The organism is Pseudomonas sp. MF5691 (assembly GCF_016405645.1).
GTDB classification, from domain to species: domain Bacteria; phylum Pseudomonadota; class Gammaproteobacteria; order Pseudomonadales; family Pseudomonadaceae; genus Aquipseudomonas; species Aquipseudomonas shahriarae.
Genome location: NZ_JAEKDC010000001.1, coordinates 89,142 through 103,288 on the forward strand (window position 1 = coordinate 89,142; position 14,147 = coordinate 103,288).

The 14,147-nt window shown below is 61.6% G+C and carries 13 protein-coding genes; 8 read left to right on the forward strand and 5 right to left on the reverse strand.

Features of this window, described 5'->3' with window-relative positions; genetic code table 11:
* Positions 1–23 precede the first annotated feature (23 nt).
* From rodA to JFT44_RS00465, 8 genes are all read left to right on the forward strand, one after another.
* A complete protein-coding gene (rodA, locus tag JFT44_RS00430) occupies positions 24–1,127 on the forward strand; it encodes a rod shape-determining protein RodA (protein WP_057960704.1) in 1,104 nt (367 codons plus the stop codon).
* A 17-nt stretch (positions 1,128–1,144) separates the two neighbouring features.
* Positions 1,145–2,155: a lytic murein transglycosylase B gene (gene mltB / locus JFT44_RS00435; RefSeq protein WP_057960703.1), complete on the forward strand. Its 1,011-nt coding sequence runs from the start codon at positions 1,145–1,147 to the stop codon at positions 2,153–2,155.
* Complete coding sequence (locus JFT44_RS00440) at positions 2,155–3,150, forward strand: septal ring lytic transglycosylase RlpA family protein (protein ID WP_057960702.1); 996 nt, start codon at positions 2,155–2,157, stop codon at positions 3,148–3,150. Before mltB ends, JFT44_RS00440 begins: the two co-directional genes overlap by 1 nt.
* A 182-nt stretch (positions 3,151–3,332) precedes the next feature.
* Positions 3,333–4,490: a D-alanyl-D-alanine carboxypeptidase family protein gene (locus JFT44_RS00445; RefSeq protein WP_057960701.1), complete on the forward strand. Its 1,158-nt coding sequence runs from the start codon at positions 3,333–3,335 to the stop codon at positions 4,488–4,490.
* A gap of 85 nt (positions 4,491–4,575) precedes the next feature.
* Positions 4,576–4,851: a DUF493 domain-containing protein gene (locus JFT44_RS00450; RefSeq protein ID WP_029292256.1), complete on the forward strand. Its 276-nt coding sequence runs from the start codon at positions 4,576–4,578 to the stop codon at positions 4,849–4,851.
* Positions 4,851–5,498: a lipoyl(octanoyl) transferase LipB gene (gene lipB, locus JFT44_RS00455; RefSeq protein ID WP_057960700.1), complete on the forward strand. Its 648-nt coding sequence runs from the start codon at positions 4,851–4,853 to the stop codon at positions 5,496–5,498. The genes JFT44_RS00450 and lipB overlap by 1 nt, the downstream gene beginning before the upstream one ends.
* Before the next feature lie 25 nt (positions 5,499–5,523).
* Positions 5,524–6,525 (forward strand): lipoyl synthase, encoded by a 1,002-nt coding sequence (gene lipA / locus JFT44_RS00460; protein WP_057444888.1) that lies wholly within the window; start codon positions 5,524–5,526, stop codon positions 6,523–6,525.
* A gap of 172 nt (positions 6,526–6,697) precedes the next feature.
* Positions 6,698–7,630 (forward strand): LD-carboxypeptidase, encoded by a 933-nt coding sequence (locus tag JFT44_RS00465; protein WP_198830273.1) that lies wholly within the window; start codon positions 6,698–6,700, stop codon positions 7,628–7,630.
* Between the two features lie 95 nt (positions 7,631–7,725).
* On the opposite strand, the gene JFT44_RS00470 is transcribed toward JFT44_RS00465, so the two are convergent.
* From JFT44_RS00470 to leuS, 5 genes are all read right to left on the reverse strand, one after another.
* Positions 7,726–9,051, reverse strand: coding sequence for a lytic murein transglycosylase (locus JFT44_RS00470; protein ID WP_198830274.1), 1,326 nt, complete (start codon positions 9,049–9,051; stop codon positions 7,726–7,728).
* Between the two features lie 61 nt (positions 9,052–9,112).
* Complete coding sequence (gene arfA, locus JFT44_RS00475) at positions 9,113–9,277, reverse strand: alternative ribosome rescue factor ArfA (protein WP_003176285.1); 165 nt, start codon at positions 9,275–9,277, stop codon at positions 9,113–9,115.
* Positions 9,278–9,512: 235 nt separating this feature from the next.
* Positions 9,513–10,550, reverse strand: a complete 1,038-nt coding sequence (gene holA, locus JFT44_RS00480) for a DNA polymerase III subunit delta (RefSeq protein WP_057960696.1) — start codon at positions 10,548–10,550, stop codon at positions 9,513–9,515.
* 39 nt (positions 10,551–10,589) lie between these two features.
* Entirely contained in the window at positions 10,590–11,195 is a 606-nt protein-coding gene (gene lptE / locus JFT44_RS00485; protein ID WP_057439009.1) for an LPS assembly lipoprotein LptE, read from the reverse strand.
* Positions 11,196–11,285: 90 nt separating this feature from the next.
* On the reverse strand, positions 11,286–13,892 hold the full coding sequence (gene leuS / locus JFT44_RS00490) for a leucine--tRNA ligase (RefSeq protein WP_169959809.1): 2,607 nt from the start codon (positions 13,890–13,892) through the stop codon (positions 11,286–11,288).
* Positions 13,893–14,147: the final 255 nt, after the last annotated feature.

The following is a 14,147-nucleotide window of genomic DNA, read 5'->3' on the forward strand; positions in this document are numbered from 1 at the left end:
GCATTCTCTCCAGTGAGGATGTGATGCGCCGCCGCGCCACCTTGTTGCAACGCATGCACATTGATGGCCCGTTGCTGATCCTGCTGCTGACCCTGGCAGCCGGTAGCCTGTTCGTGCTGTATTCGGCCAGTGGCAAGAACTGGGACCTGTTGATCAAGCAGGCGTCCTCGTTTGGCCTGGGCCTGTTGTCGATGGTGGTTATCGCCCAGTTGGAGCCGCGCTTCATGGCGCGCTGGGTGCCGCTGGGGTATGTCGTCGGGGTGCTGCTGCTGGTGGTGGTGGACGTCATGGGGCACAACGCCATGGGCGCCACCCGTTGGATCAATATCCCGGGGGTGATTCGCTTCCAGCCGTCGGAATTCATGAAAATCCTCATGCCGGCCACCATCGCCTGGTACCTGGCCAAGCGCACCTTGCCGCCGCAGCTCAAGCATGTGGGGATCAGCCTGATCCTGATCGGCATTCCGTTCATTCTGATCGTGCGCCAGCCGGACCTCGGCACCGGCCTGCTGATTCTTGCCGGCGGTGCATTCGTGTTGTTCATGGGCGGCCTGCGCTGGCGCTGGATTGTCAGTGTGCTGGTGGCGGCCGTGCCGGTGGCTGTCGCCATGTGGTTCTTCTTCATGCACGACTATCAGAAGCAGCGGGTCCTGACCTTCCTCGACCCTGAGAGCGATCCGCTGGGCACCGGCTGGAACATCATCCAGTCCAAGGCGGCCATCGGTTCCGGTGGCGTGTTTGGCAAGGGCTGGTTGCTGGGCACCCAGTCGCACCTGGACTTCCTGCCGGAAAGCCACACCGACTTTATTATCGCGGTGATGGGTGAGGAGTTCGGCCTGGTGGGCATCTGCGCACTGTTGCTGATCTACTTGCTGTTGATCGGGCGTGGCTTGGTGATTACCGCGCAAGCGCAGACGTTGTTCGGTAAATTGCTTGCCGGCGCGCTGACAATGACTTTTTTTGTTTACGTTTTCGTCAACATCGGTATGGTCAGTGGCCTGCTGCCGGTGGTTGGGGTGCCGTTGCCGTTCATTAGCTACGGCGGAACTTCGTTGGTGACATTACTGTCAGCGTTTGGGGTCTTGATGTCGATCCATACCCATCGCAAGTGGATCGCACAGGTTTGAATAAGGTGAAGATGTCAATGCAAGCAATGCGTGGCTGGGCTGCTCGGTATGCGTCCTGTCTGGGCTTGGTGGGCGCCTTTGGCGCTGCACAGCCAGCCCTGGCCGGCGATTACGACGGCTCGCCCCAGGTCGCCGAGTTTGTCGGCGAGATGACGCGTGACTATGGTTTCGCCGGCGAACAACTGATGGGCGTGTTCCGCGAGGCTCAGCGCAAGCAGTCGATCCTCGACGCGATCTCTCGCCCCGCCGAGCGCGTCAAACAGTGGAAGGACTATCGCCCGATGTTTCTCACCGACGCCCGGGTGGCGCGGGGTGTGGACTTCTGGCGCCAGCACGAGGCCGTACTGGCCCGTGCCGAGCAGGAATATGGCGTGCCGGCCCAGGTGATCGTGTCGATTATCGGCGTTGAAACCTTTTACGGGCGCAATACCGGCAGTTTCCGGGTGATCGACGCCTTGTCGACCCTGGGCTTCGATTACCCGCCCCGTGCCGAATTCTTCCGCAAGGAACTGCGCGAGTTCCTGCTGCTGGCCCGTGAAGAGCAGATCGACCCATTGACCCTCAAAGGCTCGTACGCCGGGGCCATGGGCCTGCCACAGTTCATGCCGAGCAGCTTTCGCGCCTACGCCGTGGATTTCGACGGTGATGGCCATATCAATATCTGGAGCAACCCCGATGATGCCATCGGCAGTGTTGCCAGCTACTTCAAACGTCACGGCTGGGTGGCTGGCGAGCCGGTGGTGATTCGCGCCGATGTCACGGGCGATCGCGCCGATGAAGGCCTGACCCAGGGCATCGAGCCGGTGAAAACCGTCGGGGAGTTGCGGGCGCTGGGCTGGTCAAGTCATGATGCGCTGCGCGATGATATACCGGTTACCGCCTTTCGCCTGGAGGGCGCAGACGGCCCGGAATACTGGATGGGCCTGAAGAATTTTTACGCAATCACGCGTTATAACCGCAGTGTGATGTACGCCATGGCCGTACATCAGCTGTCAGACATGCTGGTTCAAGCACGGGGCGTCAAGTAATGCGGGTATCGCCGATCAATAAACCGCTCAAGCTGGTGGCGCTTGCCGCATTGTCCTTGCTGGTTGTCAGTTGCTCCACCAGCCGTGCGCCGGCGCAGAAGGCCGGTGGCCCGGTAGTCCGCGCGCAGCCGGGGCTGGATATCAACCGGGCTCACAAGGACGGCGCGCCGTGGTGGGACGTTGACGTCTCGCGCATCCCGGATGCCACGCCGACCCTGCATACCGGCAACTATAAGGCCAACCCCTACACGGTACTGGGCAAGACCTACTTTCCGCTGCAGGAATCCAAGAACTATGTGCAGTCGGGTACCGCGTCCTGGTACGGCACCAAGTTCCACGGGCAGAACACCGCCAACGGCGAGGTGTATGACCTGTACGGCATGAGCGCGGCCCACAAGACCTTGCCGCTGCCGGCCTATGTACGGGTGACCAACCTGGACAACAACCGCGTGGTAATCCTGCGGGTCAACGACCGTGGGCCGTTCTACTCCGACCGCATCATCGACTTGTCCTACGCAGCCGCGAAAAAACTCGGCTATGCCGAATCCGGCACGGCGCGGGTCAAGGTTGAAGGCATCGACCCGGCCCAGTACTGGGCCCAGCGCGGCAAGCCAGCGCCATTGATGCTCAACGAACCACAGAGCGCACAACCGCAGATCACCGCTTCGGCAGGCAAGGTCGAGCAGTGGACGCCGCCGCCCCAGCAGCACGCCGCGCCAGTCGTGGCCGTGCCACAGGCGGCGCCGGGCAATGCAGCGGGCGGGCAGTACCTGCAAGTCGGCGCTTTCGCCAACCCGGATGCGGCAGAACTGTTAAGGTCCAAGCTCAGCGGGATGGTCAGCGCGCCAGTCTTTATCAGCTCCATTGTGCGTAACCAGCAGACCCTGCACCGGGTACGCCTGGGCCCCATCGGCTCGGCGGGTGAGATTGCCCAGGTACAGAACAGCGTGCGATTGGCCAACCTGGGCCAGCCCAGCGTGGTCGGCGCCGAATAAGCAGTAGCGGATCGAGGGTGCTGGCGCGCTTGCGCGCCGGGGCCCTGGTTGCAGGCTCTTCGAATAATAAAAACCCGAAGGCAAGGGTTGAGCTGGCAACTGAATACGCGACAGCCTGGTGACGGGCTGTCTGAATGTTTTGCCCGCGAGGGCAAGTTTCCATAAGCAATTTCGAGAGACGGATGAACATCACCACCTTAGCCAAACGCCTGTGCCTGCTTGTCCCGCTGATCATTGCGCCCGCTGCCTGGGCCGTCGAAATGATGCCAGCACCACCGCAACTGGCTGCCAAGTCCTACGTGCTCATGGATGCCGCCAGCGGCAACGTGCTGGTCGAAAACAACGGTGACCAGCGCCTGCCGCCGGCCAGCCTGACCAAGCTGATGACCGCCTATATCGCGACCCTGGAAATCCGTCGCGGCCAGATCGGTGAAAACGATCCGGTGACCGTCAGCGAAAACGCCTGGCGCACCGGCGGTTCGCGGATGTTCATCAAGGTCGGCTCCCAGGTCTCCGTCAGCGACCTGCTGCACGGCATCATCATCCAGTCCGGTAACGACGCCAGCGTCGCCCTGGCCGAACACATTGCCGGCAGCGAAGATGCATTTGCCGACATGATGAACAAAACCGTGACTGACCTGGGCATGACCAACAGTCACTTCATGAACCCGACCGGCCTGCCAAACCCAGACCACTACTCGTCGGCCCATGACATGGCGATCCTGGCGCGCGCGATCATTCGTGTCGACCCGGTGCACTACGCCATCTACTCCCAGAAAGAGTTCTTCTGGAACAACATCAAGCAGCCTAACCGCAACCTGTTGCTGTGGCGCGACAAGACCGTCGACGGCCTGAAAACCGGGCATACCGACGAAGCCGGCTACTGCATGGTGTCCTCGGCTGTGCGTGACGGCCAACGTCTGATCGCCGTGGTGTTCGGCACCAACAGCGAACAGGCCCGTGCGGCGGAAACCCAGAAGCTGCTGACCTATGGCTTCCGTTTCTTCGAAACCCAGACCTTCTACCAGAAGGGTGCCGAACTGGCCCAGGCTCCTGTGTGGAAAGGCACCGAGCGTCAAGTCAAGGCCGGCCTGGCTGACGACCTGACCCTGACCATGCCTAAAGGCCAGCTGAAGAAACTGGCTGCCAGCATGACCATGAACCCACAACTGACCGCGCCAATCGCCAAGGGCGATGTGATCGGTAAAGTCGAAGTGAAGCTGGACGACAAAGTCGTACACAGCGCCGATCTGATCGCGCTCGACGCCGTTGAGGAAGGTGGTATCTTCCGCCGCGTGTGGGATAGCATCCGTCTATTCTTCTACGGCTTGTTCAACTGATTGTGTGCACCCGCAAAGCCCCGCGTTGATCCGACGCGGGGCTTTGCCCGTCGCCACGGCTTACCGCTTACGAGGCCGTTTCGCCATGACCGATAAAGAAGTAAAGGCGCCAAAGATCGAATTCCCGGTGACGGACTATCCCGTCAAGGTGATCAGCGATACCGGTGTGGGCAACAAAGACAAGATCCTCGAGATCATGCGTAAACACGCAACGATCAACGACAACCGTGTGGATGAGCGCTTGAGCACCAACGGTAAGTACACCACGATCCAGTTGCACATCGTTGCGACCGGTCAAGACCAGCTTTACGACATCAACAGCGAACTGCGAGCCACCGGTTTCGTACATATGGTGTTGTGATGTCGCAGGTCCTGGGCTTTCGCGAGCTCGGCCAGATGGCGTACGAGCCGGTCTGGCACGCCATGCAGCGCTTTACCAATGAGCGCGGCAGCTCGGCTCCCGACGAAATCTGGCTGGTGGAACACCCGCCGGTATTCACCCAGGGCCAGGCTGGCAAGGCTGAGCATCTACTACTTCCGGGTGATATTCCGGTGGTGCAGGTCGACCGAGGTGGTCAAGTGACTTACCATGGGCCCGGACAACTGGTGGCTTATTTGCTGCTGGATGTGCGCAAGCTGGGTTACGGCGTGCGTGAGCTGGTCAGTCGCATGGAAAACTGCCTGATCGAGCTGCTGGCCAGTTATGGTGTGACTGCCGTGGCCAAGCCCGATGCTCCAGGTGTGTATGTCGACGGCGCGAAAATCGCCTCCCTGGGCCTGCGCATCCGCCATGGCTGTTCCTTTCATGGCCTGGCCCTGAACGTGGACATGGACCTGGCGCCGTTTCGCCGGATCAATCCCTGTGGTTACGCCGGTTTGGCCATGACCCAGTTGAGTGATCACGCAACACCCCTAGAATTTGCCGAGGTAAGTGCCCGGCTGCGCGCGCAGCTCGTCAAACACCTCGACTATGCTGAGCAGACGACCCTGACGGGCGGAATCGACTGATATGACTACTGATGTTGTGCAAACCATGATCCCGACGCTGGACATTACCGAGCGTCCGGCCCCGGCTCCGCGTGCCAAGGTGGAAGCCGGCGTCAAGCTGCGCGGCGCCGAGAAGGTTGCACGCATCCCGGTGAAGATCATTCCGACCACCGAACTGCCGAAAAAGCCCGACTGGATCCGCGTACGCATCCCGGTCTCGCCGGAAGTCGACCGTATCAAGGCGCTGCTGCGTAAGCACAAGCTGCACAGTGTGTGCGAAGAAGCCTCCTGCCCGAACCTGGGTGAGTGCTTCTCCGGCGGCACCGCAACCTTCATGATCATGGGGGACATCTGCACCCGTCGTTGCCCGTTCTGCGACGTTGGCCATGGCCGGCCGAAACCTCTGGACGTCAACGAGCCGGAAAGCCTGGCCATCGCCATCGCCGACCTGAAACTCAAGTACGTGGTGATCACCTCGGTAGACCGCGATGACCTGCGCGACGGCGGTGCCCAGCACTTTGCAGACTGCATCCGCGAAATCCGCAAACTGTCGCCGAACGTGATGCTCGAGACCCTGGTCCCGGACTACCGTGGCCGTATGGACGTCGCCCTGGAAATCACTGCCGCCGAGCCGCCAGATGTGTTCAACCACAACCTGGAAACCGTGCCGCGCCTGTACAAGGCTGCGCGTCCGGGTTCGGACTACCAGTGGTCGCTGACCCTGCTGCAGAAATTCAAGCAGATGATGCCGCACATCCCGACCAAGTCCGGGCTGATGCTGGGCCTGGGCGAAACCGACGAAGAAGTCATCGAAGTCATGAAGCGCATGCGCGAACACGACATCGACATGCTGACTCTCGGCCAGTACCTGCAACCGTCGCGCAGCCACTTGCCGGTGCAGCGTTTCGTGCACCCGGACACCTTTGCCTGGTTTGCCGAAGAAGGCTACAAGATGGGCTTCAAGAACGTCGCGTCGGGCCCGCTGGTACGTTCGTCGTACCACGCCGACGAACAGGCCAAGCTGGTCAAGGCTAGCCTGGTTTCCTAAACCTTGGCGCCGATCCATTTGTGTGGATGGGCGTGTAGGGTGGCTGGCTTGTGTGGGAGCGGGCTTGCCCGCGATAGCATCGCCTCGGTGCAACTGATCACCGAGGCGTGTGCATCGCGGGCAAGCCCGCTCCCACAGTTCGTTGTGCTGTACAGAATAGGGAGAACCAAGGATGACTAACCCGCTTGCCACCGCCGTACCCGCCCTGCGCGCCGAAGGTGTGATCGGCCTCATTGCCCCCGCTGGCCCCGCCGCGCTGGATGTTGAAAAGGCCGGGCAATGGATGCGCGCCCGTGGTTACGAGCTGCGGATTTTCTCGGGGGTGTATGAGCGCGATGGCTATCTGGCCGGCAGCGATAAAGTACGCCTGCGTGACCTGCACGCGGCCTTCGCCGATCCTGAGATCGACGCCATCTTCTGCCTGCGCGGGGGCTACGGCACCCCACGCTTGCTCGATAGCGTGGATTTCGAGCTGCTGGCAGCCAATCCCAAGCCCTTCGTCGGCTACAGCGATATCACCGCACTGCACCTGGCGATCAGCCGCTACGCAGGCTTCGTGACCTTCCACGGCCCGATGCTCAATGCCGACCTGCTCGGTGACAAGCAACAACCCACTGAGTCATCACTGTTCAGCCTGCTGCGCGGCCAGCTGGGCGCTGGCAGTGTGCTGGCGCACCCAGTGGCGTACCCGCTGACCACCATTGAGCCTGGCATCGCCTGTGGGCGCTTGCTGGGGGGCAATCTGTCGATGATCGCGGCGGTGATGGGCACCCCCTTCGAGCTTGATGCCGAGGGCATCATCCTGTTTATCGAGGACGTCAACGAGCCAATCTATCGCATCGACCGCCTGCTGACGCACTTGCGCCTGGCGGGCAAGCTGGCGCAGGTGCGCGGTGTGCTGGTGGGGGATGTGGCGGGAGTGGATAACGTCGCGCTGGAGCGGCTGCTGAAACAGACCTTCCAACCGTTCTGCGTTCCGGTCCTGTCCGGCTGGCGCAGCGGCCATTGCGACCCCAATCTGACCTTGCCGATGGGCGCCTTGGTGCGCCTGGATGCGGGGGAACAGCGGCTGGTGCTGGAGCAGGATGTGGTGTCTAGGCTCTGAGTGTTTTGCCGCCTGTCGGCACGCTATCGCGAGCAAGCTGGCTCCCACAGGGAATTGCATTCCAAATGTGGGAGCGGCAGTCGCCCTACGCCGATCTAGCGGCTACGCAACGACTCCAACAACTTCACCGTCGGATATCCATCCGCCGGCCAGCCCAACGACTGCTGCGCCGCACGAATCGCCTTGCGCGTATTGGCGCCGATAATCCCGTCCGGGTTGCCGGCCTCATAGCCATTGGCGCTCAACACCGTCTGCAACTCGATGCGCTGGGAGCGGGTCAGTGGCAGTTCATCCGTTGGCCAATCGCCGCGAATCACCCCACCGCCGCCAAAACGCTCGGACAACAGGCCGACCGCCAGGGCGTAGGACGACGAGTTGTTGTACTTGAGGATTGCGCGGAAGTTATCCAGCACCAGGAACGCCGGGCCACGATGGCCGGCCGGCAGCAGCAGGGCGGCCGACAGCGTTTCTACGTTGGGCGGCACGCTGGCACCGGCCGGCACCTGCAGGCCCAGCTTCAACCATTCGCCGACCGGCTTGCGCACCACGCCATCAGCCAGGGCGTAATTGAAGTTTGTCGGCAATTGCTGCACCTCAAAGCCCCACGGCTGGCCTTTCTGCCAGCCCGAGCTTTGCAGGTAGTGCGCAGTGGAGGCGAGGGCGTCGGCCGAGCTGTTCCAGATGTCGCGGCGACCGTCGCCGTCGAAGTCCACGGCGTGGGTGTTGTAGGTGGTCGGTATGAACTGGGTCTGGCCCATGGCGCCGGCCCACGAGCCGCGCATCTGTTCGGCTGGAATGTCACCGTGCTGGATGATTTGCAGCGCGGCCAGCAACTGCGCCTGGGCGAATGCCGGGCGGCGGCCTTCATAGGCCAGGGTCGCCAGGGAGCGGATCACCGAGTTATTGCCCTGGAACGAACCGAAGTTACTTTCCATGCCCCATACCGAGACCAGCACCTGGCGATCAACGCCGTAGCGCTGTTCGATGCTTTGCAGGATATCGGCGTGCTTGATCAGCAAGGCCTGGCCATTGCGTACGCGCAGCGCCGACAAGGCACCGTTGAGGTATTCCCACACCGGGCGGGAAAATTCCGGCTGGCTGCGGTCGGCGCGGATGACCGCCATGTCGGGGGTGACGTTGGCGAAGGCGGTGTCGAATACCGTCGGGGTGATACCGGCCTTCAGGGCCTCGACGCGAAAACCTGCCTGCCATTCGGCGAAGGTCTGGGTCGGTTGGATATCGAGATTGGTCACGGCCAGGGGCGCAACTACGGCGGGGGCGGCAACCGGTGCGGTCTGGAGCGTGGGCAGGGGCTGAGCGTCGGCGGCGGTGGGTTTTTCGGCGCAGGCGACTAACAGGATCAGGCTGGAGGCAGCAATCAATTGGCGAAGGTGCCAACGACGGGAAAGACTAGAGGGCATGCACAGGTCCAGGAAATACGAATCAGGTGCAGACCTTATCATGCCAGAGGGGCGCTTGCCTTCAGGCAGCCAGAAAGTAAGAAGCCTCCCAGCTATTAGACTGGAAGGCTTCGCGGCGGTAGCTGCCTTTGCCTTTGCCGGCGCGTTCCTGGCGACTGCGGAACAACGGCTGGGCGATGATGGATTTGGCCTTGTTGGGGCCATGCTTGGATGGCTTTTTGCTCATGATCGGGACTCTCCGATGGGGTGGGTGATGCGGTGCAAATCATCTGCCGAAGTCTGCCGGCTGTCCAGCCCGGCGCGATGTAGGAAATATCAAAAACCTGAATACGGCGACGATCAAAACTGTAGGAGCTGGCTTGCCTGCGATGGCATCACCACCGCGTGACTGACACACCGAGGCGCCTGCATCGCAGGCAAGCCAGCTCCTACATTGGTTTGGTGGTGGTTGGGCGAGCGTGCTATTCGGCGGGCAGTGCCAGGCGCTGGCCGGACATCAGCAGCGACAAACGGCTCAAGCTCATCCACGGCGACCCTGCGGCCTGGCCCTTGATCTGCGCGTCGATGCGTTGGGCTTCGAGCAACAATTGCGCCCAGCGTTGCGCCGAGTGCCGTTGCAGGGCCTTGCTCATCAGGGGCTTGCGCTTGTCCCACACCGGCGGGCGGGCCTGGCTGAAGGCCTTGTCCAGAGGGGTGCCCTGGCTGTACTGCAGGGCGATATTGGCCAGCAAGCGCAGTTCCCGGGCCAGCGCCCAGAGAATCACCGGCGGCTCGACCCCTTCACCGCGCAGCCCTTCGAGCATGCGCAAGGCGTGGGCCGCATCACCGTTGAGGATTGCGTCCACCAGCCCGAATACGTCAAAGCGTGCGCTGTCGGCCACCGCGCCCTGCACGGTCTCGACGGTGATCTGGCCACCTTCGGCCATCAGCTTGAGCTTTTCGATTTCCTGGGCCGCCGCCAGTAGGTTGCCTTCAACCCGGGCCGCGATCAGTTCGACTGCGTCCTGGCTGGCAGACAATCCGGCTTGCGACAGGCGTTGGCGAATCCATTGCGGCAACTGACTGCTGTCCACCGGCCAGATCTGGATGAACTGGGTCTGTGCCCCTTCCACCAGCGCCTTGCCCCATTTGGTTTTCTGCGCGCTGCCATCGAGCTTGGGCAGGCTGATCAGCAACAGCGTGTCCTCGGCGGGGCGGGCGCAGTATTCCATCAGGGCTGCCGCGCCTTTGTCGCCGGGCTTGCCCGAGGGCAGGCGCAGTTCCAGCAGGCGTTTTTCGGCAAACAGCGACATGCTGGCCCCGGCCTGGAGCAGGGTGCCCCAGTCGAAGCTGGCGTCGGCACTGAACACCTGGCGTTCATCAAAGCCTTGCTGGCGCGCAGCCTGGCGAATGGTGTCGGCGGCTTCCTGGCACAACAGCGGATCATCGCCACTGACGATGTACACAGGCGCGAGGTTGCCTTGCAGGTGTTTGGCGAGTTGGGCGGGGGCGAGTTTCATAGGCTGGATGGACGGGGCGCATGACGCGCCCCGTCTGGTTTACTCGGCAGGGACTTCAACAGGCGATTGCTTGGGAATGCTGTTTTCATAGTCCTGCGCGGCTTTCAGCGCCTCGGCATCCGCCTTGGCCTTGGCGTCGGCAGTCTGCTGCAGGGCATCGAGCTGGGCCGGGCTGATCATCTGCAGGCGCAGGACCATACGCTGGACCAGGTCACGGCGCATTTCATTGCGAACCTGATTGACCTCAGTGTCGGAACCGACCAGGTTGTTGCCGTCGTGCGTCACGACTTTCTGCACTTGCAGTTTGTCGCTGATCAGCGGCAACTGGTCGTGGCCCTGGATCTGGAACATGAGCACGCTGCTCAACTCGATGTCCGAAGAGCGGCCGGCACTGGCGTAGCTGAGGTTACGCTGGGTCTCTTTCTCGTCGATCAGCACCAGCTTGTAAGCCGCGCCGTTATAGACTTTGACGCCGCTGTTTTCCAGAGTTTGGCGCAGCTGGGTCACGGTTTCACCATAGGAGTTGCGCGCGCTGACATCCAATTCCTTGATCGCCAGTTCCGTGGTGCCGGTGCCGCGCAGCTGGAAGCCGCATGCGCTCAGCAGTACGGCAAGGCCCATAACCAGCAAGTTGCGTTTGATCATTTTATTGCTCCCCTTGAAACCATGTGGGCCTTATCGAGGCCCTGGAGGTTTTGTTCGGCGCCAGGGCTCTTGCCCTGGCGCCCGATCCGATTAGCTAGCGACGATATTGACCAGTTTACCGGGCACTACGATCACTTTGCGGATCGTCAGGCCTTCGGTGAAGCGCAGCACGTTCTCATTGCAGCGCGCGGCGGCTTCTACTTCTTCGCGGCTGGCGCTGGCAGGCATGTCGATCTGGCCGCGCAGTTTACCGTTGACCTGAATCACCAGTTGCAGCGTGTCCTGGACCAGGGCGCTGTCATCCGCGACCGGCCATGCAGCATCGATCACCGCGCCGCTGTGGCCCAACTGGCTCCACAGGTCGTGGCTGATGTGCGGGGTGATCGGCGCCAGCAGCAGGACGACTGCTTCCAGACCTTCCTGCACCAGTGCACGGTCCTGTTCGGTAGCCTGCGGGGCTTTTTCCAGCACGTTCATCAGCGTCATCACCTGGGCGATGGCGGTGTTGAATTTATGGTGCTGGCCCACGTCCTGGCTGGCTTGCTTGATGGCCAGGTGGGTGCTGCGGCGAATGAGTTTCTGCTCGTCGCTCAACGACGCCACGTCCAGTTTGCCCGGCAAGCCCTGGCTGATATGGCCATGGGCCAGGCGCCAGACGCGCTTGAGGAAGCGGTGCGAACCTTCGACGCCAGAGTCCGACCATTCGGCGCTCATATCGGGCGGCGAGGCGAACATCATGAACAGGCGGCAGGTGTCGGCGCCGAACTGGTCGATCATCGACTGCGGGTCGACGCCGTTGTTCTTCGACTTGGCCATCTTCTCGGTACCGCCGATTTCCACCGGCAGGCCGTCGGATTTCAACTTGGCACTGATCACCTTGGCTTTGCTGTCACGCTCCAACTCGACGTCCGCCGGGTTGAACCAGGTGTAGGCGCCATTGGCTTCGCGGCGATAGTAAGTCTCGGCGATCACCATGCCCTGGGTCAGCAGGTTCTTGAACGGCTCGTCAGAGCTCACCAGGCCTTCGTCACGCATCAGCTTGTGGAAGAAGCGCGCGTACAGCAGGTGCAGGATCGCGTGTTCAATACCACCGATGTACTGATCCACCGGCAACCAGTGGTCGGCTGCGGATTTTTCCACCAGGCCGCCTTCATAGTGCGGCGAGGCGTAGCGGGCGTAGTACCACGAGGACTCGACGAAGGTGTCCATGGTGTCGGTTTCACGCTTGGCAGGCTGGCCGCATTTCGGGCAGCTGCACTCGTAGAACTCGGGCATGCGCGCTAGTGGCGAACCGGCGCCGTCCGGCACCACGTCTTCGGGCAGGACGACTGGCAGTTGGTCTTCCGGTACCGGCACGTCACCGCAGGTTTCGCAGTGGATGATCGGGATCGGGCAGCCCCAGTAGCGCTGGCGGCTGATGCCCCAGTCGCGCAGGCGGAACTGGGTACGCGAGGCGCCGAGGTTTTTCTTGATCAGGGCGACTTCAATGGCGTCGAAAGCGCCTACGAAGTCCAGGCCGTCGAACTCGCCGGAGTTGATCAGGGTACCGTGTTCGCCGTAGGCGTCTTGCCATGGGGCCGGGTTGGTATCACCGGAACTGGTACGCACCACAGACTTGATCGGCAGGTTGTACTTGGTGGCGAATTCGAAATCGCGCTCGTCGTGAGCGGGCACTGCCATTACTGCACCATCGCCGTAGTGCATCAGCACATAGTTGGCGACCCAAACCGGCAGTTTTTCACCGGTCAGAGGGTGCTCGACGAACAGCCCGGTCGGCAGGCCTTTTTTCTCCTGGGTGGCGACGTCGGCTTCAGCCACGCTGCCGCCTTTGCATTCGGCGATAAAGGCCTGCAGCTCAGGGTTGTTCTGTGCGGCTTGGGTGGCCAGCGGGTGTTCGGCGGCCACGGCGACGTAGGTCGCGCCCATCAGGGTGTCCGGACGGGTGGTGAAAACTTTCAGAGCGCCCGTTTCACCGATGGAATCGACGTTGTACGGGAACTGCACTTCCATGCCCTTGGACTTGCCGATCCAGTTGCGCTGCATGGTCTTGACCTGTTCAGGCCAGCCCGGCAGGTCGTCTAGGCTCGACAAGAGTTCATCGGCGTAGGCGGTGATCTTGAAGTAGTACATCGGGATTTCGCGCTTTTCGATCAGCGCGCCGGAACGCCAGCCACGGCCGTCGATCACTTGCTCGTTGGCGAGGACGGTCTGGTCGATCGGGTCCCAGTTCACGGTGCCGCTTTTTTTGTAGATCACGCCTTTTTCGAACAGGCGGGTGAACAGCCATTGTTCCCAGCGGTAGTAGTCCGGCTTGCAGGTGGTCACTTCGCGGGACCAGTCCACGGCCAGGCCCAGGCTGCGCAGCTGGGTCTTCATGTAGGCGATGTTCTCGTAGGTCCACTTGGCGGGCGCTACGTTGTTTTTCATCGCGGCGTTTTCCGCAGGCATGCCGAAGGCGTCCCAACCCATAGGTTGCAGGACGTTTTTGCCGAGCATGCGCTGGTAGCGGGAAATCACGTCGCCGATGGTGTAGTTACGCACATGCCCCATGTGTAGTTTGCCGCTGGGGTAAGGGAACATGGATAGGCAGTAGTAAGTCTCCTTGCCTGGCTGTTCACTGACTTCAAAGGACTTTTGCTCGTCCCAGAAAGTTTGGGCGGCATTTTCTATTTCACGGGGCTGATATTGTTCGTGCATGGCTACTTTTGAACTGAATAGGGGTGGCCTAATCCTCTTCGGTGCATTGTCCGGGTTGAGCGACACCAAAAAGCGGCGCGTCCGTGCCCAAACCCTGCGGGAAGTGGAGTTACAGGAAGCGCCGTAGCATACATGACCCCACTCTATCGAGGGAAACCCTGATTGCGCTGCGCAGGCCGTTGGTCGCGGCGCGCGGTTGGTTGCGTCAGCGCAGCTACGCTGTTTATTGGGGAGTGAGACTTATCTTTAATGAGG

Coding starts and splice junctions, on each gene's coding strand:
- lipA (WP_057444888.1), top strand. CDS start 5,524: ATGATCCCGACGCTGGACATTACCGAGCGTCCGGCCCCGGCTCCGCGT.
- JFT44_RS00445 (WP_057960701.1), top strand. CDS start 3,333: ATGAACATCACCACCTTAGCCAAACGCCTGTGCCTGCTTGTCCCGCTG.
- rodA (WP_057960704.1), top strand. CDS start 24: ATGCGCCGCCGCGCCACCTTGTTGCAACGCATGCACATTGATGGCCCG.
- lipB (WP_057960700.1), top strand. CDS start 4,851: ATGTCGCAGGTCCTGGGCTTTCGCGAGCTCGGCCAGATGGCGTACGAG.
- JFT44_RS00465 (WP_198830273.1), top strand. CDS start 6,698: ATGACTAACCCGCTTGCCACCGCCGTACCCGCCCTGCGCGCCGAAGGT.
- leuS (WP_169959809.1), bottom strand. CDS start 13,892: ATGCACGAACAATATCAGCCCCGTGAAATAGAAAATGCCGCCCAAACT.
- JFT44_RS00470 (WP_198830274.1), bottom strand. CDS start 9,051: ATGCCCTCTAGTCTTTCCCGTCGTTGGCACCTTCGCCAATTGATTGCT.
- JFT44_RS00440 (WP_057960702.1), top strand. CDS start 2,155: ATGCGGGTATCGCCGATCAATAAACCGCTCAAGCTGGTGGCGCTTGCC.
- JFT44_RS00450 (WP_029292256.1), top strand. CDS start 4,576: ATGACCGATAAAGAAGTAAAGGCGCCAAAGATCGAATTCCCGGTGACG.
- lptE (WP_057439009.1), bottom strand. CDS start 11,195: ATGATCAAACGCAACTTGCTGGTTATGGGCCTTGCCGTACTGCTGAGC.
- mltB (WP_057960703.1), top strand. CDS start 1,145: ATGCAAGCAATGCGTGGCTGGGCTGCTCGGTATGCGTCCTGTCTGGGC.
- arfA (WP_003176285.1), bottom strand. CDS start 9,277: ATGAGCAAAAAGCCATCCAAGCATGGCCCCAACAAGGCCAAATCCATC.
- holA (WP_057960696.1), bottom strand. CDS start 10,550: ATGAAACTCGCCCCCGCCCAACTCGCCAAACACCTGCAAGGCAACCTC.